Here is a 23,068-nt window from a genome sequence, read left to right as displayed (position 1 = left end):
CACGGTGTGGCACTTTACCGTTTCTTGGCCTTTGGTAAATGTGTCCATGCCTCCACGTGACCTGAGCCGGAATCGGTGGAAGGTTACCGGATCGAAGGGAACACCATGCGGTACGGCAATGCCTTGCGAGAAGATATCGGCTCGCCTCGCACCACACCACTCATCGGCATCTACGACATGTACTCGGCGTCGATCGCGGCTCGCCACTACAACGGCTTCTTCGTCTCCGGCTTCGGATTCGCCGCATCGTACTACGGGCTACCGGACATCGGATTCATCGCGTGGCCGGACATGGTGAACTTCGTGGAGCGGCTGCGGCTGGCGTTTCCCGGACACCATCTGCTCGTGGACATCGACGACGGCTATGTGGACCCCGAGGTCGCCTGCCATGTGGTGCAGCGGCTGGAGCGGGGCGGCGCGTCCGGGGTGATCCTGGAGGACCAGAAGCGGCCACGCCGGTGCGGGCACGCGGACGGCAAGCTGGTGCTGCCGCTCGAGGAGTACCTGGAGAAGCTCAACCTGGTGCTGAGCAGCAGGAAGGACATGCTCGTGGTGGCGCGCACGGACGCCACCGAGGAGGCGGACATCATGCGGCGGGCCGCCGCGCTGGCGGAGACCGACGCGGATGTGGTCCTCGTCGACGGGGTGCGCAGCGTGGAGTGGATCCGCCGGATCCGCAAGGTCGTCGGCGACAAGCCGCTGCTGTTCAATCAGATCGCGGGCGGGAAATCGCCCCGGCTCTCGCTTTCCGAGCTGACGGACCTCGGCGTCGACCTCGCGATCTACAGCACCCCGTGCCTTTTCGCCGCGCACGGCGCGATCGACGGTGCGCTGGTCGATCTGAAAATGGCGGACGGCCGGCTGCCGGACACCCGGGAGACCGGCTGCGTCGGCGTTCAGGGGTCCACAGAGCTGCTGGAGAAAAACATCAGCAGGCATCACGCCGATCACCATCCGGCCGCGGTATGACCCGCGGGTTCCGTTCCGTAGCGCCCACGCCTTTCCGGACCGGCACCGGCCGTCACCGAAAGACGGAAAAGGAGACCGGCTTTACCCGGGCGTCCGGCAAGGGAATCGTCGTCGCGGCCACCGCGAGCGTGCTCTGCGGCGGCCAGGCCGCATGGCTCGCCGCACCTGCCGCGTCCGCCGCACCCACCGCAGCCGCTCCGTGTCCGGGCGCACCCGACGAGGAGCCGGAGGGGCCCGCGCAGGTCACCGGGCCGCACATCGGCCTGGTGGTCATCGACAACTCCTTCGCGGACTCCTGGCTGGAGATCGACCGCGCCCTCGACACCCTGCTCCTCAGCGCGGGCACGGCAGGCAGCGATCACGAAAGCGAAAGCGGTGGTTGACGTGAAGTCACTGTCCTGGCCATGGTCGTGGTCATGGCCGGGCCGGTCGAGGAAGGCGGTCGACCCTTACGTCGCCGCTCTCCTCGGCACGGTCGCGCTCGCGGCGCTGCTGCCCGCCTCCGGACGGGCGGCCGGGGCGGTCGAGGGCGCCGCGGACATCGCCATCGGACTGCTCTTCTTCCTGTACGGCGCCCGGCTGTCCACCCGGGAGGCGGTCCACGGTCTGCGGCAGTGGAAGCTTCACCTCCTGGTGGGGGCGAGCACGTTCCTCCTGTTCCCGCTGCTGGGGCTGGCCGTGGGCGGCCTGGCCCCGTTCCTGCTCACCGACCGGCTCTACACCGGCGTGCTCTTCCTCTGCGTCGTCCCCTCGACCGTCCAGTCCTCCATCGCCCTCACCTCCACGGCCCGGGGGAACGTGCCGGCCGCGATCTGCGCCGGTACGTACTCCAGTCTGGCCGGGATGGCCGTCACACCGCTGCTGGCGGCCTGGCTGATCGGATCCACGGTCGGCTTCTCGGCCGACGGCCTGCTGAGCATCGCCACCCAGCTGCTGCTGCCCTTCGCCGCCGGGCAGTGCCTGCGCCGCTGGATCGGGGAGTCCACCGTCCGTCACCGGCGGGCGCTCGGCCTGCTGGACCGCGGTGCGATTCTGCTCGTCGTCTACACGGCGTTCAGCCGGGGGATGACGGAGGGTGTCTGGCAGCAGATCACCCCGGTGCGGCTGCTCGCCCTGCTGAGCCTGGCCGCGACGCTGCTGGCGGTGGCGCTCGCCACGACGTCGTACGCCGCGCGGCGCCTCGGGTTCGGCCGGGAGGACCGGGTCGCCATCGTCTTCTGCGGCTCCAACAAGAGCCTGGCGACCGGGCTGCCCATGGCCGCGGTGCTGTTCGGGGAGTCGGCGGGCCCGGTGATCCTGCCGCTGATGCTCTACCACCAGCTCCAGCTGATGGTGTGCGCGGTCATCGCGGCCCGATGGGCCCGCCGTTCCGCCGGGGCGGCGCCCCTGATCGGTGCATACACCACGGACCCCTAAAGGTCCGTGTTTCAACCTCTTGGTAACGTGATTTTTAGCGGTGTCACCCACCGCGAAGCACGACCAGTGAGGAAGCAGTACCCATGAAGAGCGATCTCACCGAAGCGGAGGCATCCGACCCCGCCTCTTCCGCAGGCGCGGCCACCCGGTGGAACCCGACCGGCCGGACCTGGGAAACCACCGCGCGGGGACGCGCCATCCTCAGCGACCCCCGACTCAACAGGGGCACCGCGTTCACCGAGTCCGAGCGCGACGCCCTCGGGCTGACCGGCCTGATCCCGGCCCAGGTCATGACCCTGGAGCAGCAGGCCACCCGCGCCTACGCCCAGTACCGGGCCAAGGCCACCGACCTCGACAAGAACGTGTATCTGCGGTCCCTCCAGGACCGCAACGAGGTCTTGTTCTACCACCTGCTCGGCAAGCACCTCAGCGAGATGCTGCCGATCGTCTACACCCCCACCGTCGGCACCGCGATCCAGCGCTACAGCCATGAGTACCGCCGCTCCCGCGGCGTGTACCTCTCGGTGGACGCCCCGCAGGACATCGAGCGCTCGCTGCGCGCCAGCGGCCTGGGCCCCGAGGACGTGGACCTGCTCGTCGCCACCGACGGCGAGGCCATCCTCGGCATCGGCGACTGGGGCGTGGGCGGCATGGACATCTGCGTCGGCAAGCTCGCCGTCTACACGGCCGCCGCCGGAATCGACCCCGCGCGTGCGCTCCCGGTCGTCCTGGACGCGGGCACCAACCGCCAGGAACTCCTGGACGACCCGCTCTACCTGGGCAACCGTCATCCGCGGGTGGACCGCGAGAAGTACGACGCCTTCATCGCCGAGTACATCGCCGCCGTCGGCCGCGTCTTCCCCGACGCGCTGCTGCACTGGGAGGACTTCGGGTCCGGCAACGCCCGGCGCATCATCGACACTTACGGCGACAAGGCGCTCACCTTCAACGACGACATCCAGGGCACCGGCGCCGTCAACCTGGCCGCCGTCCTGTCCGGCGCCCGGGTCACCGGTGCGCCGCTGCGCGACCACCGCATCGTCATCTTCGGCGCCGGCTCGGCGGGCCTCGGCATCGCCGACCAGCTGCGCGACGCGCTGATCGCCGACGGGCTCGACCCGCGGGAGGCCTCCGACCGGTTCTGGTGCATCGACCGGTACGGCCTGATCACCGATGACGCCGAGGGCCTGGACCACCACCGGCGGCGGTACGCCCGGCGGGCGGCCGACGTCGCCGACTGGCACCGGGACGAGCAGGTCGGCGGCATCGCGCTCGCCGAGGTGGTCCGCCGCGCCCGGCCGACCATCCTCATCGGCACCTCGGGTCAGGGCGGCGCCTTCACCGAGGAGATCGTGCGGGAGATGGCCGCCCACACCGAGCGGCCAGTCATCCTCCCGATGTCCAACCCGACCCCGCTGGCCGAGGCCAAGCCCGAGGACCTGGTCCGGTGGACCGGCGGACGGGCCCTGATCGCCACCGGGAGCCCCTTCCCGCCCGTGGACCATGACGGGGTCACCCACGTCATCGGGCAGGCCAACAACGCCCTGGTCTTCCCCGGTCTCGGCCTCGGCGCGATCGTGGCGCGCGCCACCCGGATCACCGACGGCATGCTGCTCGCCGCCGCCGAGCGGATCGCCGGGATGATCGACTCCGGCACCCCCGGCGCCCCGATCCTCCCGCTGGTCGACCAGCTGCGCGAGACCTCCGCCGCGGTCGCCGCGGCCGTCGCCCGCGCCGCCACGCACGACGGCGTGGCCCGTACGCCCCTCGCCGACGATTCGCTCGACCGCACGGTCCACGAGGCCATGTGGAGCCCGGTCTACCGCCCGATCCAGCCGGTCTGACGACTCGTAACACACCGGCTGCATCAGGGAGCAAGACCATGAGTTTTTCGCACATCTTCACCATCGTCGTGCCCGTCTTCCTCGTCATCGCCCTGGGCTACGGGGCCGGGCGCGGCACGTCGTTCGGCGGTCAGCGCGCGGACGCGCTCCGGGTGCTCACGATGGAGTTCGCCCTTCCGGCGTCCCTCTTCCTGGGCATCGCGAACACCCCGCGCCACATCCTGCTGAGCCAGGGCCCCCTGGTCGGGATGCTGGCCCTCGGGCTGCTCGGCCTGTTCGGGCTGATCCTGCTGGGCCTGCGCCTCATCGGGCGGCTTCCACTGGAGCGGGCGTCGATCCTGGCGCTCGCCTCCGTCCAGCCGCAGTACGCCTTCATGGGCGTCTCGATCCTGGGCAATCTGTTCGGCGAGGCCAAGGCCGCGATCCCGATCGCCATCGCGGGCATCCTCGTCAACGTCATCCTCGACCCCCTCGTGCTGATCCTGCTCAACCTCGGCCGCCCACACGCCGCGGAAGCCACCGCGCCGTCGTCCGCGCCTGCCCGCGTCCTCGTGTCCACGGGCGGCGGGCCGGCCGCGGCCGAGGAGGAGCGGGACGGTGGCGGGGCCCCGCCACCGGTGGCGGGGCCCGTACCCACCTGGCTGAAGGTCCTCCAGCCGCTGCGCAAGCCGTTCGCCTGGGCCCCGCTGCTCGGGCTGGTCGTGGCGCTGGTCGGGGTGCGTCCGCCCGAGATGATCGAGAACTCGCTGTCGCTGGTGGGCCAGGCCGCCTCGGGCGTGGCACTGCTGTCGGTGGGCGTCACCCTCGCCCGTGTCGGCAGGCCCCAGCTGAGCCCGGGGGCCATCGGGATCGCCCTGACCAGCGTGGTCGTGCTGCCGCTCAGCACGTACGCCATCGGCCTGGGGCTGACCGGTCACGAGGTCGCCGCGCAGGCGGCCCTGATCCTGGCCTTCCCCGTCTCCCCGGTGCCGATGATGCTCGCGTCACAGCACGTCAAGAGCGAGGAACACCGCATCGCCTCCTCGGTGATCATCAGCATCGTGCTGGCGTTCGCCTCGCTGCCGCTGATGATCAACCTCACCGGCTAGCGGGGGCCGGGCCCCGGTCCAGGGCGCGCCGGTACGCACTGGGGTCGCGTACCGGCGCGCCCTGGGCATTTCGGCCGCCGTGCTAGAAAGAGGGACATGTCTCCAGCGCAGGGATGGCTCCATTGAGCGCGATCAGCATCGGCCAGGCCACGGTCCTCGGCGTCGTCGAGGGGGTGACCGAGTTCCTGCCCGTCTCCTCCACCGGCCACCTCAAGATCACCGAGGGGCTGATGGACATCCCGGTGGACGACAAGGCCGTCGTCGCCTTCACCGCGGTCATCCAGGTCGGCGCCATCGCGGCGGTGCTGCTCTACTTCTTCAAGGACATCGTCCGCTTCGCCCGCGCCTGGGGCCGGGGCATCGCCAACCGGGAGCTGCGCGACCGGCACGACTACAAGTTCGCCTGGTGGGTCATCTACGCCACCCTCCCCGTGGTGGCCGTCGGCCTCGCCGCCAAACCGCTGATCGAGGGGGTGCTGGCGTCCCTGTGGGTGGTGGCCGGGTCGCTGATCGTGGGCAGCGGGCTGATGTGGGCGGCCGACCGGATGGGCCGCCACAAGCGCGGTGAGGACGACACATCGCTGAAGGACGCCATGCTGGTCGGCGGCTCGCAGATCCTCGCGCTGCTCTTCCCCGGCTTCTCCCGCTCCGGCGCGACGATGTCCACCGGCCTGATCCTGGATCTCGACCGGCTGGCCGCCACCCGGCTGTCGTTCTTCCTCGGCCTCCCCGCCCTCACGGGTGCGGGGCTGTACGAGCTGAAGGACGCGCTCGGCGGCGGGGTCGCCGCGGCACCGCTGGTCGTGGGCACGGTCGTGTCGTTCGTGGTGGCGTACGCCTCGATCGCCTGGCTGCTCAAGTTCGTCGCCAAGCACTCCTTCAACGCCTTCGTGGTCTACCGCATCGCCGTGGGCGTGCTGCTGTTCGGCCTGCTGGGCACGCACGTCCTCAACCCCTGAGCGGGGCCGGGCACCCGGGCATGCGCGAGGCCCCGGGCGGTCGCCCGGGGCCGTTCGCAAGGAGGAGTTACTTCAGGCCGATGGACGCGCCGGGGCCCAGCGGCAGGTCGAGTACGTAGAAGATCCCGAGGATCGCCAGCCACACCACCAGGAACGGCATGACGAAGATCGCGAGCCGGGAGATGAGGGTGCCGAGCCGGGCCTCCGGTTCGTACTGGCGGACCATCGCCAGGATGAGGAGGAGGTAGGGGTTCATCGGGGTGATGGCTCCGGTGGCCGAGTCGCCGATGCGGAAGGCGGCCTGGCTGAGCGCCGGGCTCATGCCCATCAGCATGAACGCCGGGATGAAGACGGGGCCCACCAGGGACCACAGCGCGGAGCCGGAGACCACGACGAGGTTGAGGCAGGAGGCCATCAGGACGAACGCGATGATGGCCCAGAAGCCCGTCACACCCGTGGCGTTGAGCAGCGCGGCGGCCTTCACCGCCAGCAGTATTCCGACGTTGGACCAGTTGAAGAGCGCGATGACCTGGGCAGCCACGAACATCATGACGATGTAGCCGGACATGTTCTTCACCGAGTCGGTCATCGCGGTGACCACGCCCTCGGCGCCGGTGAGCGTCTTCAACGCGCCGAACAGCACCGGGACGATACCGGTGAGGACCGGCGAGGGGACGAACGCCCCGCCCTCTCCGCGCAGCGGGGCACCGGACGGCAGCCACAGCGCGAGGACGACCGCCAGATAGGCGCCCACCACGAGCGCGGTGGCCAGCAGCCCCTTGCGCTGCACCGCGGTGAGGGTGAGGTCGTCGTCCGCCTGGGGCACGGCGCCGTCTTGGGGCTGGTACGGGGTCAGGCGCGGTTCGAGGACGCGGCTGATGAGGAATCCACCGAGCAGCGCGAGCACGATGCTGCTGGCGGCGGTGAAGAAGTAGTTGATGAGCAGGTGGATGTGGAGCCCGTCGGCGCCGGGCAGCACCGAGGCCGCCTGCTGGGTGATGCCGACGTAGAGGGCGTCGAGCGAGCCGATGGTGAATCCGGCGGCGTAGCCCGCGGTGACGCAGGCGAAGCCGCCGATGAGGCCCGCGACGGGATGGCGTCCGGCGCTTCGGAACACCACGGCCGCCAGCGGCGGGAGCACGATGGCGCCGACATCGCTCATCATGTGGGCCTGGCTGGCGACGAGAGCCACCGCGTACGGGAGCACGGCGCGCGGGACCCGGGCCAGGGTGGCCCGCATGACGGTCTCCAGCAGGCCGGTCTTCTCCGCGAGCCCGACCACCATGATCAGCACCAGCACGGCGCCGATCGGCGGGAAGGTCGCGAAGTTGGGGATCAGGTTCTCCAGCAGCCAGCGCAGGCCCTCGCCGGTGAACAGCCCGCCGATCGGCTTGATGGAGTCGGTGCCGGGGACGGTGACGGAGACGCCGCCGAGGGCGAGGCCGGTGGAGACGACGGCCAGGATTCCGAAGAGTCCGCTGAAGAGGACGATGGGGTTGGGGAGGGCGTTGCCGGCGCGCTCGATGAGCGAGAGCACGCGGTCGAGGGGGCTCGTGGGCGGGGGGCCGGGGGTGGCGCTGTCCGATCCGGGGAGACCGGTGAGTGAGCGCATGTGGGGGCTACCTTCCGGTTGGTGCCGCCGGGAGCAGCTGGTCCTTGCGGACAATGCCGTCCTGGACGACGCACAGGATGTTGGCGGGGTCGCCGAGGACGTCGATGTGGTTAAGCGGATCGCCGTCGCAGAGGATCAGGTCGGCGGTGCGGCCGGCGGTCAGGGTGCCGAGCCGGTCGTCCACGCCGAGGAGTTCGGCGGCGGTGCGGGTGCCGGCGACGATGGCGGTCATGGGGTCCATGCCCAGGTCCACCAGGTAGCTCAGCTCCATCAGGTTCTGGCCGTGCGGGCAGACGGCGGCGTCGGTGCCGAGCGCGATGCGGGCGCCCTGCTCGATGGCGCGGGCGATGTTCTCCTTGGTGATGCCGGACCAGCGGGCCTTCTTCTCGTAGTGGAACGGCGCCATGGTGTCCTTGTTGATGCCCGCGTACACGGTGGAGAGGGTCGGTACGACGAAGGTGCCGCGCTCCCCGGCCATCTCCAGGGCCTGGTCGTTCAGGCCGTAGCCGTGCTCGATGCTGGTGACGCCGCCGCGCAGGGCGTTGAGGATGCCCGCGGTGCCCTGGGCGTGGGCGGCGACGGGCTTGCCGCCGTGGCGCCGGCACTCGTCCACGACGGCCCGGATCTCCTCCTCCAGCAGCCCTTCGTCCTCGGGCTGGTCGTAGGGGCTGCCCATGCCGCCGGTGGCGCAGATCTTGACCAGGTCGGCGCCCGCGCGCAGCACCTTGCGGACGGCGAGGCGGGATTCGTCCACGGTGTCGGCCAGCTCGGACATCGAGCCGCCGCTGAGGTCGGTGCCGTCGGGCAGGCGTACGTCGGCGTGGCCGCCGGTGTGGCTGATGATCCGTACGGCGGTGTGCAGCCGGGGGCCGGTGATCCGTCCGCTCTCCACCGCGGTGCGATAGCCCGCGGAGAGTCCGCCCAGGTCGCGGGCGCTGGTGATGCCCGCCTCCAGGGTCTGCCGCATCCGCGTGGCGGTGTCGAAGGTGACCAGCACCGGGTCGAGTTCGCCCCGGCGGCCGGGCGGGGAGGCGTGGGCGTAGGCGAGGTGGGTGTGGCAGTCGAAGAAGCCGGGGAGGACGGTGCGGCCTCCGGCGTCGATCACACGGGGCCGGTCGGTGTCGCCGCCGGGCGCGGGGGGCGCGTCCGCCGCACGTCCGGCGTAGGTGAGGACACCTTCGGCGTCGCTGATCACCACGGCGTCGGTCACGGGGGTCGTCCCGGTGCCGTCGATGAGAGTGGCGTTCTCGATGCGCAGCGCGGTCCGGACGGTCTCGGGGGCCAGCTGATCCTTCATGGGATCGGATTCACTCCTCGCATGCGTCAAACAGGTAGGAGCAGTGTTGGGTCGGCCCGTTTTTCGCGTGCTACGGTGCAGCATTCCATCGAGAATCGGCCACGACGCGCAGAAATCAGCCGCCCATGGACACGCAGTTTTCCGCCGGGCACCCGCCGGGCGACGAGCTGGACGAGTTGGACCGGGGTGTGGTGCACGCCCTCCAGATCCATCCCAGGGCCCCCTGGACACTGGTCGGCGATGTCCTCGGCGTGAACCCGGTGACGGCCGCGCGGCGCTGGCACCGGCTGGAGGACACGGGCCTGGCCTGGGTGACCGCCTATCCGCGGCTGTCCGACACGCGCATCGTGGTGACCGCCGTGGTGGAGATCGACACCGAGCCCGGGGTCGGCGAGGAGGTGGCCGAGGCGCTGGCCGCCGATCCGGCGGTGGCGAACGTCAAGCTCACGGCGGGCAGCCGGGACCTGGTGGCTTCCGTGCAGACCGCGGACCTCGGTGAGCTGGCGCATCTCGGCACGGTGCTGTTCCGGGGGCTGCCGGGGGTGCGGGCGACCCGTACCCATGTGGCGACGGCCGTACCGACCGAGGGCAGCCGGTGGCGGCTGCGCAGCCTGGACGCGGTGCAGTGCGCCCGGCTGGAGGCGGCGGCCTGCCACGCGTCCGAACCGGTCCGGGGCGCCCCGGACCGGGACGCGCTGGACGCGCGGCTGCTGGAGCTGCTGAGCACCGACGGCCGGATGTCCATACGGGACTTGGCGGCGGGAGCCGACGCGGGTCCCAGCACGGTGCGGCGCCGGCTGGGGGCCCTGCTGGCCTCCTGGGTGAGCCTGCGCTGCGATCTGGCCCGGCCGTTGTCCGGCTGGCCGCTGTCCGCGGTGTACTTCGCAACCGTACCTGCGCAGTACCTGCGGGAGACCACCCGGCTGCTGGCCGGGATGCGGGAGGTGCGGTCGTGCTCGATCACGGCCGGTCCGCACAACGTGGTGATCGATGTCTGGCTGCGCGCGATGAGCGATGTGCACGGCTTCGAGGCGCATGTGGCGCGGCAGGTGCCCCATCTGAGCATCGACGACCGCTCGGTGGTGCTGCGCACGGTGAAGCACATGGGGCGGCTGCTGGACCGGGACGGACGCTGCGTGGGCGTCGTCCCGCTGCGCCAGCCGCAGGACGCGCACCGCGTGGCGCGCGAGGGGAACTGAGCGATACCCGAGCGAGAACGGAGCGTCGGGATTCGGTCAGCTCAGCGGCCGGGAAGCGCCCGGCGCCTATCCATCTGTCATATGCCTGCGTAGGACAATCGTACGAGGCGTCTCCCCCGCGGTAACCCAGAAGAGCGTGTTCCCGCTACGCCCGGCCCGGCGACGGCGAGAACCCGGCGCGGTCGCGGCACGGGTGCTACGGCGACCGCATGGACCGCGGGCCCTTGCGTACGGGTGACCACGGCGCGGCGCGAACAGCCTGGTCCGGGCCGGTGCGCCCGGCGATGACCGGCGCACCGGCCGCTCCCCCGCCGCGGTGCCGCCGAGGGGCGCCGGGCCGGGGAGGCCCGAAAGGGCCGCGGACCCTACTACACGGCGTGCGCGGTTTCGGCCCATCAACAGATTTCACCCCCATCCGCTGAACCGTGCGTAACCTCTCCGTCACTGGCGTAGCCCCCGGGTGCGCCACGGGCAACGCAGGAGGGGAGACCGCATGCCCGGAATCGACGAATGCCTGCTCGACGCCATGACGGTGAACGGCGCGCGCGGCGCCGCCGTGATCGAGTGGACCAGCGGGCTCGCGCTCGGCATGGTCGGCGAGACGCGCGACGGCGACCCCGAGGCCACCGCGGCGGAAACGGCCGAATTGGCGCGCATGGCCGCCGAGCAGTCCGCGTTCGCGGCACTCGAGCCGCGCGGCGCCGGTGAGGCCGGGGACCACGACGGCGGGGCGCCCGGGGAGGCTCCCGTGGAGGACCTCATCGTCACCACCCGCACCTGCTACCACCTGCTGCGCTTCGTCGACACCGCCTTCGACAGCGGCGTCTTCTTCTACCTGTGGCTCGACCGCCGCGAGGGGAACCTGGCGATGGCCCGGATGCGGCTGCGCGATCTGTCGCAGCGGCTGGCGCTCTGATGAGACCCGGCCAGGCGCCCCGCCTCACCGAGCTGGCCGCCGAGGGGGCCAGCGGCGCCCTGCTCTGCGACGCGGGCACCGTCTACCTCGCGGACGGTCAGGTCGTGCACGCGGAGAGCCCGAAGGCCCCGGGCCTGGACGTGCTGCTCACCACCGGCGGGCGGCTGACCGCCGACACCTGGCGGGAGGCGGTCGACCGCACGGGCCCCGCCGGGCGGGTCGGCCGGTTCCTCGTGGACAGCGGGCGGCTGACCGACGCGGAGCTGGAGATCTGCCACCTCGGCGCGCTGTTCGACGCCGCCTGGTTCGCGCTCGGGCCGGGCAGCGGACCGCGCGGCTTCCAGCGGGGAGCGGCACACTGGCTCGGCCCGGTGCGCCCGGTGGGCGCGGTCGCCGTCGAGCGGGAGGTCCTGCGGCGCGGCAAGCTGCTCGACAGCGTGTGGCCGTATCCGCGGGTGGACACCGAGCCGGTGGTGCTGCGGCGCCCGGACGGTCATCTGCCGCCGGTCACCCGCCGCCAGCGCGCGGTGCTGGCACTCGCCGACGGGGTGCGCACCCCCGCCGGGATCGCCCGGGCGCTGGGCCGCCCCGCCTTCCACACGCTGCTCGACGTACGGCGGCTGGCGGCCGCCGGTTACGTCGAGACGCCCCGAGCACCCCGCGCCCCCATGCCACCGATCCCGGAACCCGGCCTGGCCGCGGTCGACTTCGCCGAACCCGACGCCCCCCTGCTGCGTCGGCTCCGTGACGCCTTGGAGGCACGCCTGTGATTCCCCCGACCGCCCCCGCCGCCTCGGGTATCCCGTGGTGAGACGCGCCCTGCGGCAGCGCCCGGACCCGCGGCAGCGCACGGATCCGCGCCGGCGGACCGACCCGCGACAGCGTGCGGAAAGGAGAGAGCTGTTGGCAGCCGAAGCCGAAGTACTGGACGAGTTGCGCCGATTGCGGGCCCGCGTCGGCCATGTGACCGGCGCCCTGGTCGCCACCAGCGACGGTCTGGTCCTGGCGCACGACACGGCCGCCATCGAGCCCGAGGGCGTCGCCGCGCTGACCGCCGCGGCACTCGGCGTCACGCAGTCGCTGGCCGACGCCACCGGCCGGGGCGCCTTCCGCGAACTGCTGGTCCGCGGCGAGGAGGGCTACGTCGCCACGTACGCCGCGGGCCCCGCTGCCGTCCTGACCGTGCTGGCCGGCGACCGCACCAACGTGGGCCGCCTCCACATGGAGGCCCGCCGGTCGGGCGCCCGCGTCGCCGAGCTGGTGGGCGACGCGCTCGGCAAGGCCGAGCAATCCTGAGCCACCCCCACCATCCGAACACACCATCCATCGAGAGGAACTGCCAGATCATGGCGAACACCCAGACCGCGCTCAAAGAGGCGATGACGTCCATCGAGGGCACCCTCGGCGTCGCGCTGGTCGACTACTCCAGCGGCATGGCCCTGGGCACCCTGGGCGGCGGCAAGGAACTCGACCTGACGGTGGCCGCCGCGGGCAACACCGACGTGGTCCGCGCCAAGGTGCGCACCATGGAACAGCTCGGCCTCAAGGACTCCATCGAGGACATCCTGATCACCCTCGGCAGCCAGTACCACCTGATCCGGCTGCTGAAGGGCCGGAACAGCCAGGGTCTCTTCCTCTACCTGGCGCTGGACAAGAACCGGGCCAACCTGGCGATGGCGCGCCACCAACTGCGCCGGATAGAGGCCGACTTGGAGGTCTGAACTTAGGCCGGCAAACCTCACCATCTCTTCTGGGCCGGCCGCCCCGAGCGGACCGGAATTGATGGCGGTCAGCCTCGGGTACGCGCTCGTCCTGACGGCGCTGTTCACCGCGGTGATCGTGGGCGGATTACTGGTGGCGCGGGACGCGCTGCTCGAGGACTATCCGCCCGCGATCCGGGAGCACGGCCTTCGTCCTCGGTGGCACGGCCTTCCTCGTCCTCGCCGATCCGCTGGTCCTGGACCGGTGGCCGTTCTGCACGGTCCAGCCGCGTTTCATGGTTCGCCGCCGGGGACCGACAACTGCGGTGCTCAGCGCCCCTCCTGGCGGGCCTTGCGGCGGGCCTCCTCCTCGTTGAACAGCTCGGCCAGCTTCCGGGTGTGGGCGTCGAGTTCGAGGTCGTCGTCCTCGTCATCGGTGAGCAGGCCGCGTTCGCGGAGCTGCTGGTCGTGCAGCTTCACCGGCGGCTGCGGATCCCAGTCCGACGGCCGGGGCCCCTCGGGGCCGTCCGGCCCGATCCGGACCAGGCGCTCGACGCGCACGATCCTGAACAGTCGCCCCAGCACCCGCAGTTCATCGCCCCGCTCGGCGTCCAGCCGGTCCGCCGCGGCCATGTACGGGGCGCGCTCGGCGGGTTCGAGGCCGAGCTTCCACGGGATGAGGACACGCATCTCCAGCGCCAGGGTGTCGCGGGCGCCCTGGGGCGTGGTGGACGTCCCCGTACAGTCGGACCGCCACTCCCCGCCGGCCTTCTCGACCGTCATGAACGTCGGCGGCAGCAGCACGCCGCCCGGGTGGGTGTCCGCCACCCGCAGGCAGTCGTCGCGCACCTCCTGGGGGACGCTGCCCCGCTTGGGCAGCATCGACAGCAGTTCGAGCTTCAGGATGCCGTCGGACACTCCGGTGGCGGTCACCGGGTCGATCACGAATCCCGAGGTGGGGTCGGGCGCCTTGTGCGCCTCCCCCGGCGGCGCCGGATCCAGGTCGGTGATCCGCGGTGGCTCGGGCCCCTGCGGGCCGGAGCGGAGGAAGCGCTCGGCCCGGACCACCCGGAACCGGCTGCCCAGGACCGTCATCTCGTCGATGACCTCCCAGTCCATCCGTTCCGCGGCCGCCCCGCACTCCTCGGAGGCCGCCCGGTCACCCGCGGCCTGCGCCTCCCGCGCCATCTTGCGGAACTGGCAGCCCATCCCCTCCCGGGCGTCCTGCGGCGCCAGCCCCGAGAACGGCGACACCAGCTCCCAGCCGCCCTGTTCACGCTCCCGCACCACCCCGAACACCGGCCCGCCAGCCGAAAGGATCTCCGGATACACCTCCCGCGACCGCCATGCCTCCACATCCGCCACCGCCGCCACCGGCGCCTCCGGCGCGGCCACCCGGACCGTCCGATAAGCGGGGACGTTCTCGCCCTCTTCCGTCATGGGGCCAGCATGAGCACATACAAGCCGCTTGCGCGACAGATCGGCTGAAAGTCCATCCGTCCGTGGGAAGAAGCCTTGCGGCCGACCTCAACGACAGCACTGCGGCGGCCCAGGCGGTGGCGATGATCTGCTGGTGCGAGCCTGGACGCCCTCGGCCCGTGACGGGCCCGCGGGCCACGCCGAGAGAGCCCGCTTTGTACCGATTACGCTCGAATGAGAACGGCTGGTGGAAGGGAGCGCTTCCATGTCCGTCACCTCATCCGGGCCGTCCCCGGTCTCCTTGCCCAGACATCGCGACTGCCCGTTCGACCCGCCCGGCGCGTACGGGGCGCTCCGCGAGCGGCGGAAGGCCGCCCGGCTGGCCTTTCCGGACGGAAAGGCGGGCTGGCTGCTCACCGGCTACGAGGACGTCCGCGAGCTGCTCGCGGACGACCGGTTCAGCTCGGACCGCGTCCGGGCCTCGTCGCCGGTCCGGGCGTTTCCGGTGCGGGAGGACGATCCGCGCCGGGTGGGCTCGTTCATCGGCATGGACCCGCCCGAGCACACCCGCTACCGGCGACTGCTTTCCCGGTGGTTCACGGTACGGCGGATGCGGGAGCTGCTGCCCCGTGTCGAGGGGATCGTCACCGATCATCTGGACGCGATGGAGCGCACCGGCCCGCCCGCCGACCTGGTGCGGGCGTTCGCCCAGCCCATCCCGTCCCTGGTGATCTGCGAGCTGCTGGGGGTGCCGTACGCCGACCGGGCCGCCTTCCAGGGCTGGTCGGCCACCCTGTTCCGGATCGACGAGGACGAGGAGAAGATCCTCGCGGCCCGGGACGCGGTGTGGGACTACATGCGGGATCTGGTGGCGGCCAAGCGGCGGCGGCCGGACGGGGCGCTGCTGTCGCGGCTGGTCCACGACGCGGACCGGGCGGCGGAGTTCTCCGACGCGGAGCTGACCGGGGTGGGGCTGCTGCTGCTCATCGCCGGCCATGAGACGACGGCGAACATGCTGGCCCTGGGCACCTTCGCCCTGCTGCGCCACCCCGAGCAGGCGCGACTGGTGCGCGAGCGGCCCGAGGCCGCCGATGCCGCGGTCGAGGAGCTGCTGCGCTATCTGACCATCGTCCAGTTCGGCACGGTCCGGGTCGCCCGGGAGGACGTGGAGATCGCCGGGGTGCGGGTGCGGGCCGGGGAGACCGTGGTCGCCTCGATCGCCGCGGCCAACCGGGACCCCGCCCGGTTCCCGGACCCCGACGCCTTGGACGTCACCCGCGACGCCACCGAGCACATCGCCTTCGGCCACGGCGTCCACCAGTGCCTGGGCCAGCATCTGGCCCGGATGGAGATGCGGACCGGCTACCCGGCGCTGCTCCGGCGATTTCCCACCCTGCGGCTGGCGGTGCCGCCGGAGGAGGTGCCGTTGCGCGACGACATGCTCGTCTACGGCGTCCACCGGCTCCCCGTCACCTGGGAAGGGTGAGCGTGATGCGCGTCGAGGTGGACCGCGACCGGTGCCGGGGCGCCGGCCAGTGCGCCCTGCACGCACCGGAGCTGTTCGACCAGTCCGAGGACGACGGCATGGTCGTCGTCCTGGACGGCCGCCCCGCGCCGGCACTGCGCGGGAAGGCCCGGCTGGCCGCGCGGCTCTGCCCGAACAGCGTCATCCGCGTCGTGGACGACGGGCCGGACGAGGGCTAGCCGCCGTGCGCGCCGAGGCGCCCAGGAGCGTGGTGGAACAGGCCCGGGACACGCTGCCGGGTGTGCCCGCTCCTCCGGTCTGGCTGCGCTGGCTGCCGGTCCTCTATGTGGCGGCGATCCTGGCGATCGAGCCCGTGACACCCGTGCAGTGGCCGGTGAGCTTCCTGCTGATCGCCCTGCCGGTGGTGGCCGCGTTCACGCTCGGTCCGCTCGCGGTCGCCGGGGTCACGCTGTTCACCGTGGCCTTCGAGGGGGTGCTGGCCGGGACCCCGTGCTGCGCGGGCCGCAGCGTCGGCTATCTCTTCGACCGCCACTACGTCGCCTCGTACCTCTCCACCGCCCTGGTCGGCGCCCTCGGCACGGCGCTGGCCGCCCACCGCAAGCGCCAGGAGAAGCAGCTGGTGCGCGCGACCTCGGTGACCGAGGCCCTGATGCGCACCCTGCTGCGGCCGCTGCCGCACGAGGTCGGCCATGTGCTGACGGCCGGGCTCTACCGCCCCGCCGAGGCCGGGACCATGATCGGCGGTGATCTCTTCGACATCCGCGCCACCCGGACCGGTGAGCGGGCCATCATCGGCGACGTCCGGGGGAAGGGGCTCCAGGCGGTCCGCACCGTCGCCGATGTGCTCGGCGGCTTCCGCCAGGCCGTCTACGAACCCGGGGATCTGCGGCGGGTCAGTGCCCGGCTGGAGAGCCGGATGGCGCGGGAGGCCGCGGAGATCCCGGACGACGAGCTGTTCGTCACCGCCGCGCTGATCGAGTACGACCCGCTCGCGCACCGGCTGGCGGTGATCAACCACGGGCACATCGAGCCCGTCCTGATCTCCCGGGGCGAGGTGACGACGCTGAGCGGGCCGCCGTCCCTGCCGCTGGGACTGGGCTCGCTGGCCGACGAGAGCCCGGTGCCCGTGCACCACCGCTTCCTGCGCGGCGATGTGCTGCTGCTGTGCACCGACGGGCTGATCGAGGCCCGCGATGTGACGGGGGCCTTCTATCCCCTCCTCGACCGGCTGCGCGACCGGTTCGCCGGGGCGCCGGCCCCGGAGCCCCTCGACGTCGTCGAGTTCCTCAACACGGATCTGCCGGCCCACGCCCGCGCGCTCCACGACGACGTCGCCGTCCTCGCCCTCTCCCCGCACGAGCGCCAGTGAACCGCGTCCGGCCCTCGCACCGGTCAGCCGACGGGCATCTCCGCCCACCGGGTGACGACTCCCCCGTGGCCCGGGTGGGTGCCGTGGCGGGCCGACAGGGCGGTGACGATGCCGAGGCCGCGCCCGTGTTCATCGGGCTCGATCTCCTCCGCCGAGCCCGGGCCCCGCGGCGCCGGTCCGCCGTCGGTGACCGCGATGTGCAGGGTGCCGCATTCCTCGGTCTCGCTCCAGCGCAGCCGCAGTACGGCCGGGGGCAGGGCGTGCAGAACCGCGTTGGTGATCAGTTCCGAGACCACCAGCAGCGCGTCCTCCAGGGTGTCGGCGGCCAGCCCCCAGTCGGCCAGCAGCGCATGCGCCCGCCGCCGCACGGTGGCGACGGCCTCATGGAGATGCGGCACCGGAAAGTGATGATCGACGTATGTGCCGCCGGTCCATGGGATGGTCAGCTGGTCCGCCATATCTCCTCCTCCCGGATGGTCCGCCGTTCGTGTTCCTCATGTCCTGATACGGACGTTATGGACGACGACCGGCGGGGTCAACGAATCCTGGTCGGCATTACCGAACGTTCCCGTGCGGGGGTGAACACATGCCCGAAGAGCTACGATCACGTCATGGCCGGCCCGGTGCAGTCCATCGAGCGTGCGGCGGCGATCCTGCGGCTGCTCGCCCAGGGCTCCGGTCGACTCGGACTGGGCGAGGTGGCCGCCTCCCTGGGCCTGGCGAAGGGCACCGCGCACGGCATTCTGCGCACCCTGCAGAGCGTCGACTTCGTCGAACAGGACCGGGCCACCGGCAAGTACCAGCTCGGCGCGGCGCTGCTGCACCTGGGGACCAGCTACCTCGACATCAACGAGCTGCGGTCCCGCTCCCTCAACTGGGCCGACGCCCTCGCCGCCCGCAGCGGGGAGGCGGTCCGCATCGGAGTGCCGCTGGAGGGCAAGGTGCTCATCGTCCACCATGTCTTCCGGCCCGACGACACCTTCCAGACCCTGGACGTCGGCTCGCTGCTGCCGCTGCACGCCAGCGCCCTGGGCAAGGTCCTGCTGGCGTTCGGGGCGACGCCGGTGGAACCGCTGCTGGAGACGGAGCCGGAGACCTACACGCGGAACACGCTGGTCTCCCCGCAGGCGCTGAACGAGGCGCTGGGCGGAATCCGGGAGGCCGGATGGGCGTCCGCGGTCCAGGAAACCATCATGGGTGAGGCGGACATCGCGGCGCCGATACGCGGCCAGGGCGGCCTGGTCGTGGGCGCCGTCGGGGTCTCCGGCCCCGTGGAACGCGTCTGCGACAGCAAGGGCCGGCCCCAGCCGTCACTGGTCGGCCTGACCCGGGACGCCGCACGGGCCATCTCCCGCGACCTCGGCGCGGCCCGCTGGTGACCCCCCATGCCCTGCTCGTACCCGCCCGAAGGCAGGCAAGGCCATGGTTGAACGCTATGTGATGTCCATCGACCAGGGCACCATGTCCACCCGGTGCATCCTCTTCGACCACCAGGGGCGGCTGACATCGGTCGCCCAGCGGGAACACCGGCAGCACTACGCCAAGCCCGGCTGGGTGGAGCACGACCCCGCCGAGATCTGGTCCAATCTGCGGCGCGTGGTGCCCCGGGCGCTGCACGACGCGGAGGTGGGCCCCGAGCAGATCGCGGCCATCGGCATCGCCAATCAGCGCGAGACCACGGTGGTGTGGGACCGCCGTACGGGCCATCCCGTGGGCAAAGCGATCATCTGGCAGGACACCCGCACCGACGCGCTCGTCCAGGAGCTGCGGCGCAGCACCGGTGACGACTTCTTCCTCGACCGCTGCGGCCTCTCCCCCGCAACCTACTTCTCCGCGCCCCGCATCCGCTGGCTGTTCGACCACGTCGCGGGGCTGCGGGAGCGCGCGGAGCGCGGCGAGGTGCTGTTCGGCACGATGGAGAGCTGGCTGATCTGGAACCTGACCGGCGGTCCTTCCGGGGGGCTGCACATCACCGACGTCACCAACGCCAGCCGCACCATGCTCATGAACATCCGCACCCTCACCTGGGACGACGAGCTGCTGTCGTACTTCGGCGTGCCCCGGGCGATGCTGCCCGAGATCCGCCCCTCCGCCGAGGGCTACGGAGTGGCGCGGGAGGTGCTGCCGGGCGTGCGGATCGGCGCCGCCCTCGGCGACCAGCAGGCCGCGCTGTTCGGGCAGACGTGCTTCGCGCCCGGCGAGGCCAAGTGCACCTACGGCACGGGCAGCTTCCTGCTGCTCAACACCGGCACCAGCCTCGTCCGCTCCCGGCACGGGCTGCTCACCACCGTGGGCTACAAGGTCGGCGACGAGCCGCCCGTCTACGCCCTGGAGGGGCCGATCGCCGTCACCGGCTCGCTGGTGCAGTGGTTCCGCGACCGGCTGGGCCTGATCCACAGCGCGCCGGAGATCGAGACGCTGGCCCGCAGCGTCGAGGACAACGGCGGCTGCTACATCGTGCCCGCCTTCTCGGGCCTGTTCGCCCCGCACTGGCGCAGCGACGCGCGCGGCGTCATCGTCGGCCTCACCTCGTACATCACCAAGGGCCATCTCGCCCGCGCGGTGCTGGAGGCCACCGGCTGGCAGACCCGTGAGGTGGTCGACGCCATGAACGCCGACTCGCCCGAGCCGCTGAGGGAGCTGAAGGTCGACGGCGGCATGACCGCCAACAACCTGCTGATGCAGTTCCTGGCCGATGTGCTCGACGTGCCGGTGGTGCGGCCCATGGTCTCGGAAACGGTGTCGCTGGGTGCCGCGTACGCCGCGGGGCTCGCCGTCGGCTACTGGCCGGACCTGGAGGGACTGCGCCGCAACTGGCACCGGGCCGGGCAGTGGATGCCCACGATGGATCCGCGGCGGCGGCAGGCGGAGTACGAGAACTGGCAGCGGGCGGTGGAGCTGTCGTTCGGCTGGCTGAGGTAGCCGATTCCGGACGGCTCAGGGGCGGCGTGCCCAGGCGGAGATCATGGGGGCGGTGGCCAGGTCGAGGCGCCCTGTGGCCACGTTGGACAGGTGCCGGTCGATCTCCTCGTCGGTGGCCAGGCCCGCCGCCACCAGCCGGGCGCGGATCTGCCGCACGGTGGCGGCCTCCAGGACCGTGCAGGCCGGGGAGGCGATCGGGAAATACGCGTCGGCACCTACGTCCTCGAGGCCCGCGTCGCGCAGCAGCCGGGGCAGGGTGCGCCCGTAACCCAGGTCCGCGCCGCGCGACGCCATCAGCTCGCGGAAACCGGACCGCAGCCGGTTGGCGAGGCGCTGTTCGGGCCCTGACTCGTCCGGACAGAGCAGCGGCTGGAGCCCCGGATCGGCGTCCTCCAGGAGCAGCCATCCGCCGGGCCGCAGCGCCTGGATCATCCGGCGCAGGGCCTCCGCCCGGTCGGGGACGTGGACCAGCACGAGGCGGGCGTGTACCAGGTCGAAGGGGCCGGACGGCGGCGGGTCGACGGCCACGTCATGGCGCAGGACCTCGATCACCCGGCCCGGCCCGGTGGCCGTGGTGCGGGTCCAGGACACGTCGATGTCGGTGGCGATCACCTGTCCGGTGGGCCCGACCCGTTCCGCCAGGCCCTCGGGTACGGAGGGGCCGCCGGCGCCCACCTCCCAGCAGCGCATGCCCGGGCCGATGCCGAGCCGGTCGACGTGGCGGAAGGTGCTCGGGTCGAACAGCTCGGCCAGGGCACCGAACCGGATGCCCGCCTCGGTCTGCCGGTTGTCCAGCAGATAGCCCTGGTCCTCGTCGGCCCTGCCCGCCCCGCCCTGCGTGCTGTCCATGCTGCCCATGCTGTCGATCCTGGCAGCCCCGGTTCACCGGCGGTACAGCACCCGGGTGGCCGTGGTGAAGCGGGCGAGGGTGTCCGGCAGCGGGGAGATGCCGATGCCGGGCATGGTGGGCACTGGCAGATGGCCGTCCTCGAGGACGAACGGCTCGGTGATGTCCTCGGCGAAGTACCGCTTGGAGGCCGAGGTGTCGCCGGGCAGGGTGAATCCGGGCAGGGCGGCGAGGGCCAGGTTGGGGGCCCGGCCGATACCGGTCTCCAGCATGCCGCCGCACCACACCGGGACGCCGTGGGCGGTGGCGATGTCATGGATGCGGCGGGCCTCCGTATAGCCGCCGACCCGGGCCGGTTTGACGTTGATGACCCGGCAGGCGTCCATGGCGATCGCGGAGGCGGCGTCGCTCGCGGTGTGAAGGGACTCGTCCAGGCAGACCGGGGTGGTGAGCCGCCGCTGCAACTGGGCGTGGGCGTGGAGGTTGTTCTCCGCCAGCGGCTCCTCGATGAGCAGCAGGTCGAAGGCGTCCAGTTTCCGCAGGTGGGCGGCGTCGGCGAGGGTGTACGCGGTGTTGGCGTCGACCTGGAGGGGCAGCGCGTCGCCGAACCGCTCCCGTACGGCGCGCACCGGCTCCACGTCCCAGCCCGGCTCGATCTTGAGCTTGATGCGGACGTACCCCTCGTCCAGGTACCGCTCGACGTCGTCGATCAGCTCGGGGAGGGAGTTCTTGATGCCGACGGAAACACCCGCGGGCACCCGGTCGCGGACCGAGCCGAGGAAGGTGGCGATCGGCATTCCGTAGGCGCGCAGTTCGGCGTCCAGCAGGGCCGTCTCCACGGCGGCCTTGGCGAGTTCGTGGCCCTTGATGGCGGCCATCGCGGGGGCGAGGGCCGCCGTCGACGGCTCGGGGAGGGCGGCGACGCGGGGCAGCAGGAAGTCGCGGATGACGGTCTCGGCACCGGCGACGAATTCGGAGCAGTACAGCGGCTCCGGGTCGGCGGCGAACTCCGACCAGCCCTCGGCCTCGTCCGTGACGACACGCAGCAGGAAGGTGTCCTTGCTGGTCATCGTCCCGAAGGAGGTGCGGAAGGGGGTGACGAGCGGAAGGGCGACATGGAGCAGTTCGACGCGTTCGAGCCTCATGAGCGCGGTTCCTCACGGGGGTCCGGGGTGAGCAGGTACCAGCCGTCGCGGGACATCGACGTCGCGCGCAGCCCCTCGGCGTACGCGTCGGTGAACACCTCCCGTACGGCGTGCCGCCAGCGCAGGCCCAGGGCGGGGTCGGTGGCGCGCAGTTCGACACTGTCCTCGGGGATCCGGCACCACAGCCGCCGGTCCTCCCGTACGGCGAGCGGGCCGCCGTCCGGGGCCCGACGGACCTCCGTGGCATGCGCCCGGGCCGCCTCGTCGGCGGTCCCGTCGGTCGTACCGGTGGCGTTCAGGTCCCAGACGGCGGTGAGGCGGTCGCTCTCGTCGCCGTCGTTCACCCCGTCGTTCATCGGCCCGTACAGATCCACCAGGTACTCGGCACCGACGGCGCCCAGCTTGACCAGGTTGAACCGGGCGTTGCGGCGCACCAGCGGGTCGAAGGTCCAGCGCATGGTGCGGGCGCCACGCTCCAGCGCCCAGGCCCGCTGGGCCTGTTTGAGCGCGAAGCCGACTCCGCGGTCGGAGGCGGTGGCCGCCGCCACGAACGAGTACGCGTCGCGGTCGGCGGGCGGCCCGAAGACCGCCACGGCCGCCCCCGCGAGCCGCTCGCCCCGCGGTCCGGTGGCATACGCGGCGTGCACCGCGCCGCCCGCGTGCACGAGGCTGTGCAGCACCTCGCTGGGATAGGGCGGATTGGTGTGCGGCAGCTGCCATACGTCGGCGAGGAAGTCGGCCACCGCCCGGATACCGGCCACATCGTCCACGGTGCGGACGCCGACCCCGGCGGTGTGGGCGGCAACGGACGCGAGCGCACCGGCGTCCCTCGTCACTGCTGGTGTCATGGCATCGAGTCTCCCGGGCCGCGCCCTGGCAC

General features: G+C 71.9%; 23 protein-coding genes. 16 read left to right on the top strand and 7 right to left on the bottom strand.

Features of this window, described 5'->3' with window-relative positions; translation table 11 throughout:
• The first annotated feature begins 105 nt into the window (after positions 1-105).
• The 6 genes from ACH4SI_RS03065 (at position 106) to ACH4SI_RS03040 (ending at position 6,276) form a co-directional block, all read left to right on the top strand.
• Positions 106-969 carry an oxaloacetate decarboxylase gene (locus tag ACH4SI_RS03065; protein WP_398291853.1) on the top strand — a complete coding sequence of 288 codons (864 nt, stop codon included), beginning with the start codon at positions 106-108 and terminating at the stop codon, positions 967-969.
• On the top strand, positions 966-1,352 hold the full coding sequence (locus ACH4SI_RS03060) for a hypothetical protein (RefSeq protein ID WP_398291850.1): 387 nt from the start codon (positions 966-968) through the stop codon (positions 1,350-1,352). The genes ACH4SI_RS03065 and ACH4SI_RS03060 overlap by 4 nt, the downstream gene beginning before the upstream one ends.
• A 1-nt stretch (position 1,353) precedes the next feature.
• Positions 1,354-2,385: a bile acid:sodium symporter family protein gene (locus ACH4SI_RS03055; RefSeq protein ID WP_398291847.1), complete on the top strand. Its 1,032-nt coding sequence runs from the start codon at positions 1,354-1,356 to the stop codon at positions 2,383-2,385.
• Between the two features lie 83 nt (positions 2,386-2,468).
• Complete coding sequence (locus tag ACH4SI_RS03050) at positions 2,469-4,229, top strand: NAD-dependent malic enzyme (protein ID WP_398291845.1); 1,761 nt, start codon at positions 2,469-2,471, stop codon at positions 4,227-4,229.
• A gap of 38 nt (positions 4,230-4,267) precedes the next feature.
• Positions 4,268-5,317: an AEC family transporter gene (locus tag ACH4SI_RS03045; RefSeq protein ID WP_398291843.1), complete on the top strand. Its 1,050-nt coding sequence runs from the start codon at positions 4,268-4,270 to the stop codon at positions 5,315-5,317.
• 122 nt (positions 5,318-5,439) lie between these two features.
• A complete protein-coding gene (locus ACH4SI_RS03040) occupies positions 5,440-6,276 on the top strand; it encodes an undecaprenyl-diphosphate phosphatase (RefSeq protein ID WP_398291841.1) in 837 nt (278 codons plus the stop codon).
• A gap of 67 nt (positions 6,277-6,343) precedes the next feature.
• On the opposite strand, the gene ACH4SI_RS03035 is transcribed toward ACH4SI_RS03040, so the two are convergent.
• Positions 6,344-7,888, bottom strand: coding sequence for an AbgT family transporter (locus tag ACH4SI_RS03035; RefSeq protein WP_398291838.1), 1,545 nt, complete (start codon positions 7,886-7,888; stop codon positions 6,344-6,346).
• A 7-nt stretch (positions 7,889-7,895) separates the two neighbouring features.
• Positions 7,896-9,185: an amidohydrolase family protein gene (locus tag ACH4SI_RS03030; protein WP_398291836.1), complete on the bottom strand. Its 1,290-nt coding sequence runs from the start codon at positions 9,183-9,185 to the stop codon at positions 7,896-7,898.
• A gap of 125 nt (positions 9,186-9,310) precedes the next feature.
• Here ACH4SI_RS03030 and ACH4SI_RS03025 point away from each other — a divergent pair, with 125 nt between their 5' ends.
• From ACH4SI_RS03025 to ACH4SI_RS03005, 5 genes are all read left to right on the top strand, one after another.
• On the top strand, positions 9,311-10,384 hold the full coding sequence (locus ACH4SI_RS03025; protein WP_398291834.1) for an Lrp/AsnC family transcriptional regulator: 1,074 nt from the start codon (positions 9,311-9,313) through the stop codon (positions 10,382-10,384).
• Between the two features lie 493 nt (positions 10,385-10,877).
• A complete protein-coding gene (locus tag ACH4SI_RS03020; protein ID WP_398291832.1) occupies positions 10,878-11,300 on the top strand; it encodes a hypothetical protein in 423 nt (140 codons plus the stop codon).
• Positions 11,300-12,070, top strand: coding sequence for a transcriptional regulator (locus tag ACH4SI_RS03015; protein ID WP_398291830.1), 771 nt, complete (start codon positions 11,300-11,302; stop codon positions 12,068-12,070). Before ACH4SI_RS03020 ends, ACH4SI_RS03015 begins: the two co-directional genes overlap by 1 nt.
• Before the next feature lie 130 nt (positions 12,071-12,200).
• Positions 12,201-12,596 carry a roadblock/LC7 domain-containing protein gene (locus tag ACH4SI_RS03010; RefSeq protein ID WP_398292348.1) on the top strand — a complete coding sequence of 132 codons (396 nt, stop codon included), beginning with the start codon at positions 12,201-12,203 and terminating at the stop codon, positions 12,594-12,596.
• Between the two features lie 50 nt (positions 12,597-12,646).
• The gene (locus ACH4SI_RS03005; protein WP_009720275.1) at positions 12,647-13,021 is read left to right on the top strand and encodes a hypothetical protein; all 375 of its coding nucleotides are present in this window, start codon (positions 12,647-12,649) and stop codon (positions 13,019-13,021) included.
• A 309-nt stretch (positions 13,022-13,330) separates the two neighbouring features.
• Here the strand turns inward: ACH4SI_RS03005 and ACH4SI_RS03000 are convergent, their stop codons facing one another.
• Entirely contained in the window at positions 13,331-14,440 is a 1,110-nt protein-coding gene (locus ACH4SI_RS03000; protein WP_398291827.1) for a DUF5954 family protein, read from the bottom strand.
• Between the two features lie 244 nt (positions 14,441-14,684).
• Here ACH4SI_RS03000 and ACH4SI_RS02995 point away from each other — a divergent pair, with 244 nt between their 5' ends.
• Genes ACH4SI_RS02995 through ACH4SI_RS02985 form a run of 3 tightly spaced genes read left to right on the top strand, consistent with a single transcriptional unit; the run spans position 14,685 to position 17,274 of the window.
• A complete protein-coding gene (locus ACH4SI_RS02995) occupies positions 14,685-15,905 on the top strand; it encodes a cytochrome P450 (protein ID WP_398291825.1) in 1,221 nt (406 codons plus the stop codon).
• A 5-nt stretch (positions 15,906-15,910) separates the two neighbouring features.
• Positions 15,911-16,123, top strand: coding sequence for a ferredoxin (locus tag ACH4SI_RS02990; RefSeq protein WP_398292346.1), 213 nt, complete (start codon positions 15,911-15,913; stop codon positions 16,121-16,123).
• Between the two features lie 32 nt (positions 16,124-16,155).
• Positions 16,156-17,274, top strand: a complete 1,119-nt coding sequence (locus tag ACH4SI_RS02985) for a PP2C family protein-serine/threonine phosphatase (protein WP_398291823.1) — start codon at positions 16,156-16,158, stop codon at positions 17,272-17,274.
• Between the two features lie 23 nt (positions 17,275-17,297).
• Here ACH4SI_RS02985 and ACH4SI_RS02980 read toward each other — a convergent pair whose 3' ends face one another.
• The gene (locus tag ACH4SI_RS02980) at positions 17,298-17,732 is read right to left on the bottom strand and encodes an ATP-binding protein (protein WP_398291821.1); all 435 of its coding nucleotides are present in this window, start codon (positions 17,730-17,732) and stop codon (positions 17,298-17,300) included.
• Between the two features lie 153 nt (positions 17,733-17,885).
• On the opposite strand from ACH4SI_RS02980, the gene ACH4SI_RS02975 reads away from it, so the two are divergent.
• Both ACH4SI_RS02975 and glpK read left to right on the top strand, forming a co-directional pair.
• A complete protein-coding gene (locus ACH4SI_RS02975) occupies positions 17,886-18,653 on the top strand; it encodes an IclR family transcriptional regulator (protein WP_398291819.1) in 768 nt (255 codons plus the stop codon).
• Between the two features lie 43 nt (positions 18,654-18,696).
• Positions 18,697-20,196, top strand: coding sequence for a glycerol kinase GlpK (gene glpK / locus ACH4SI_RS02970; protein ID WP_398291816.1), 1,500 nt, complete (start codon positions 18,697-18,699; stop codon positions 20,194-20,196).
• Between the two features lie 15 nt (positions 20,197-20,211).
• Here the strand turns inward: glpK and ACH4SI_RS02965 are convergent, their stop codons facing one another.
• From ACH4SI_RS02965 to ACH4SI_RS02955, 3 genes are read right to left on the bottom strand one after another with little or no spacing between them, the layout of a single operon-like run.
• Positions 20,212-21,045, bottom strand: coding sequence for a class I SAM-dependent methyltransferase (locus ACH4SI_RS02965; protein ID WP_398291814.1), 834 nt, complete (start codon positions 21,043-21,045; stop codon positions 20,212-20,214).
• Positions 21,046-21,078: 33 nt separating this feature from the next.
• Complete coding sequence (gene menC, locus ACH4SI_RS02960) at positions 21,079-22,188, bottom strand: o-succinylbenzoate synthase (protein WP_398291812.1); 1,110 nt, start codon at positions 22,186-22,188, stop codon at positions 21,079-21,081.
• The gene (locus ACH4SI_RS02955; RefSeq protein WP_398291810.1) at positions 22,185-23,036 is read right to left on the bottom strand and encodes a chorismate synthase; all 852 of its coding nucleotides are present in this window, start codon (positions 23,034-23,036) and stop codon (positions 22,185-22,187) included. The genes menC and ACH4SI_RS02955 overlap by 4 nt, the downstream gene beginning before the upstream one ends.
• Between the last annotated feature and the right edge of the window lie 32 nt (positions 23,037-23,068).

Origin of the sequence: Streptomyces sp. NPDC021212 (assembly GCF_044332925.1) — a bacterium.
GTDB lineage: Bacteria > Actinomycetota > Actinomycetes > Streptomycetales > Streptomycetaceae > Streptomyces.
This window is presented reverse-complemented; position numbering and strand designations above follow the sequence as displayed.

Excerpts from the sequence above, each read along its gene's own strand:
- ACH4SI_RS03065 (WP_398291853.1), top strand. The coding sequence starts at position 106 with ATGCGGTACGGCAATGCCTTGCGAGAAGATATCGGCTCGCCTCGCACC.
- ACH4SI_RS03060 (WP_398291850.1), top strand. The coding sequence starts at position 966 with ATGACCCGCGGGTTCCGTTCCGTAGCGCCCACGCCTTTCCGGACCGGC.
- ACH4SI_RS03050 (WP_398291845.1), top strand. The coding sequence starts at position 2,469 with ATGAAGAGCGATCTCACCGAAGCGGAGGCATCCGACCCCGCCTCTTCC.
- ACH4SI_RS03045 (WP_398291843.1), top strand. The coding sequence starts at position 4,268 with ATGAGTTTTTCGCACATCTTCACCATCGTCGTGCCCGTCTTCCTCGTC.
- ACH4SI_RS03035 (WP_398291838.1), bottom strand. The coding sequence starts at position 7,888 with ATGCGCTCACTCACCGGTCTCCCCGGATCGGACAGCGCCACCCCCGGC.
- ACH4SI_RS03030 (WP_398291836.1), bottom strand. The coding sequence starts at position 9,185 with ATGAAGGATCAGCTGGCCCCCGAGACCGTCCGGACCGCGCTGCGCATC.
- ACH4SI_RS03025 (WP_398291834.1), top strand. The coding sequence starts at position 9,311 with ATGGACACGCAGTTTTCCGCCGGGCACCCGCCGGGCGACGAGCTGGAC.
- ACH4SI_RS03020 (WP_398291832.1), top strand. The coding sequence starts at position 10,878 with ATGCCCGGAATCGACGAATGCCTGCTCGACGCCATGACGGTGAACGGC.
- ACH4SI_RS03015 (WP_398291830.1), top strand. The coding sequence starts at position 11,300 with ATGAGACCCGGCCAGGCGCCCCGCCTCACCGAGCTGGCCGCCGAGGGG.
- ACH4SI_RS03005 (WP_009720275.1), top strand. The coding sequence starts at position 12,647 with ATGGCGAACACCCAGACCGCGCTCAAAGAGGCGATGACGTCCATCGAG.
- ACH4SI_RS03000 (WP_398291827.1), bottom strand. The coding sequence starts at position 14,440 with ATGACGGAAGAGGGCGAGAACGTCCCCGCTTATCGGACGGTCCGGGTG.
- ACH4SI_RS02995 (WP_398291825.1), top strand. The coding sequence starts at position 14,685 with ATGTCCGTCACCTCATCCGGGCCGTCCCCGGTCTCCTTGCCCAGACAT.
- ACH4SI_RS02990 (WP_398292346.1), top strand. The coding sequence starts at position 15,911 with ATGCGCGTCGAGGTGGACCGCGACCGGTGCCGGGGCGCCGGCCAGTGC.
- ACH4SI_RS02980 (WP_398291821.1), bottom strand. The coding sequence starts at position 17,732 with ATGGCGGACCAGCTGACCATCCCATGGACCGGCGGCACATACGTCGAT.
- ACH4SI_RS02975 (WP_398291819.1), top strand. The coding sequence starts at position 17,886 with ATGGCCGGCCCGGTGCAGTCCATCGAGCGTGCGGCGGCGATCCTGCGG.
- glpK (WP_398291816.1), top strand. The coding sequence starts at position 18,697 with ATGGTTGAACGCTATGTGATGTCCATCGACCAGGGCACCATGTCCACC.
- ACH4SI_RS02965 (WP_398291814.1), bottom strand. The coding sequence starts at position 21,045 with ATGGACAGCACGCAGGGCGGGGCGGGCAGGGCCGACGAGGACCAGGGC.
- menC (WP_398291812.1), bottom strand. The coding sequence starts at position 22,188 with ATGAGGCTCGAACGCGTCGAACTGCTCCATGTCGCCCTTCCGCTCGTC.
- ACH4SI_RS02955 (WP_398291810.1), bottom strand. The coding sequence starts at position 23,036 with ATGACACCAGCAGTGACGAGGGACGCCGGTGCGCTCGCGTCCGTTGCC.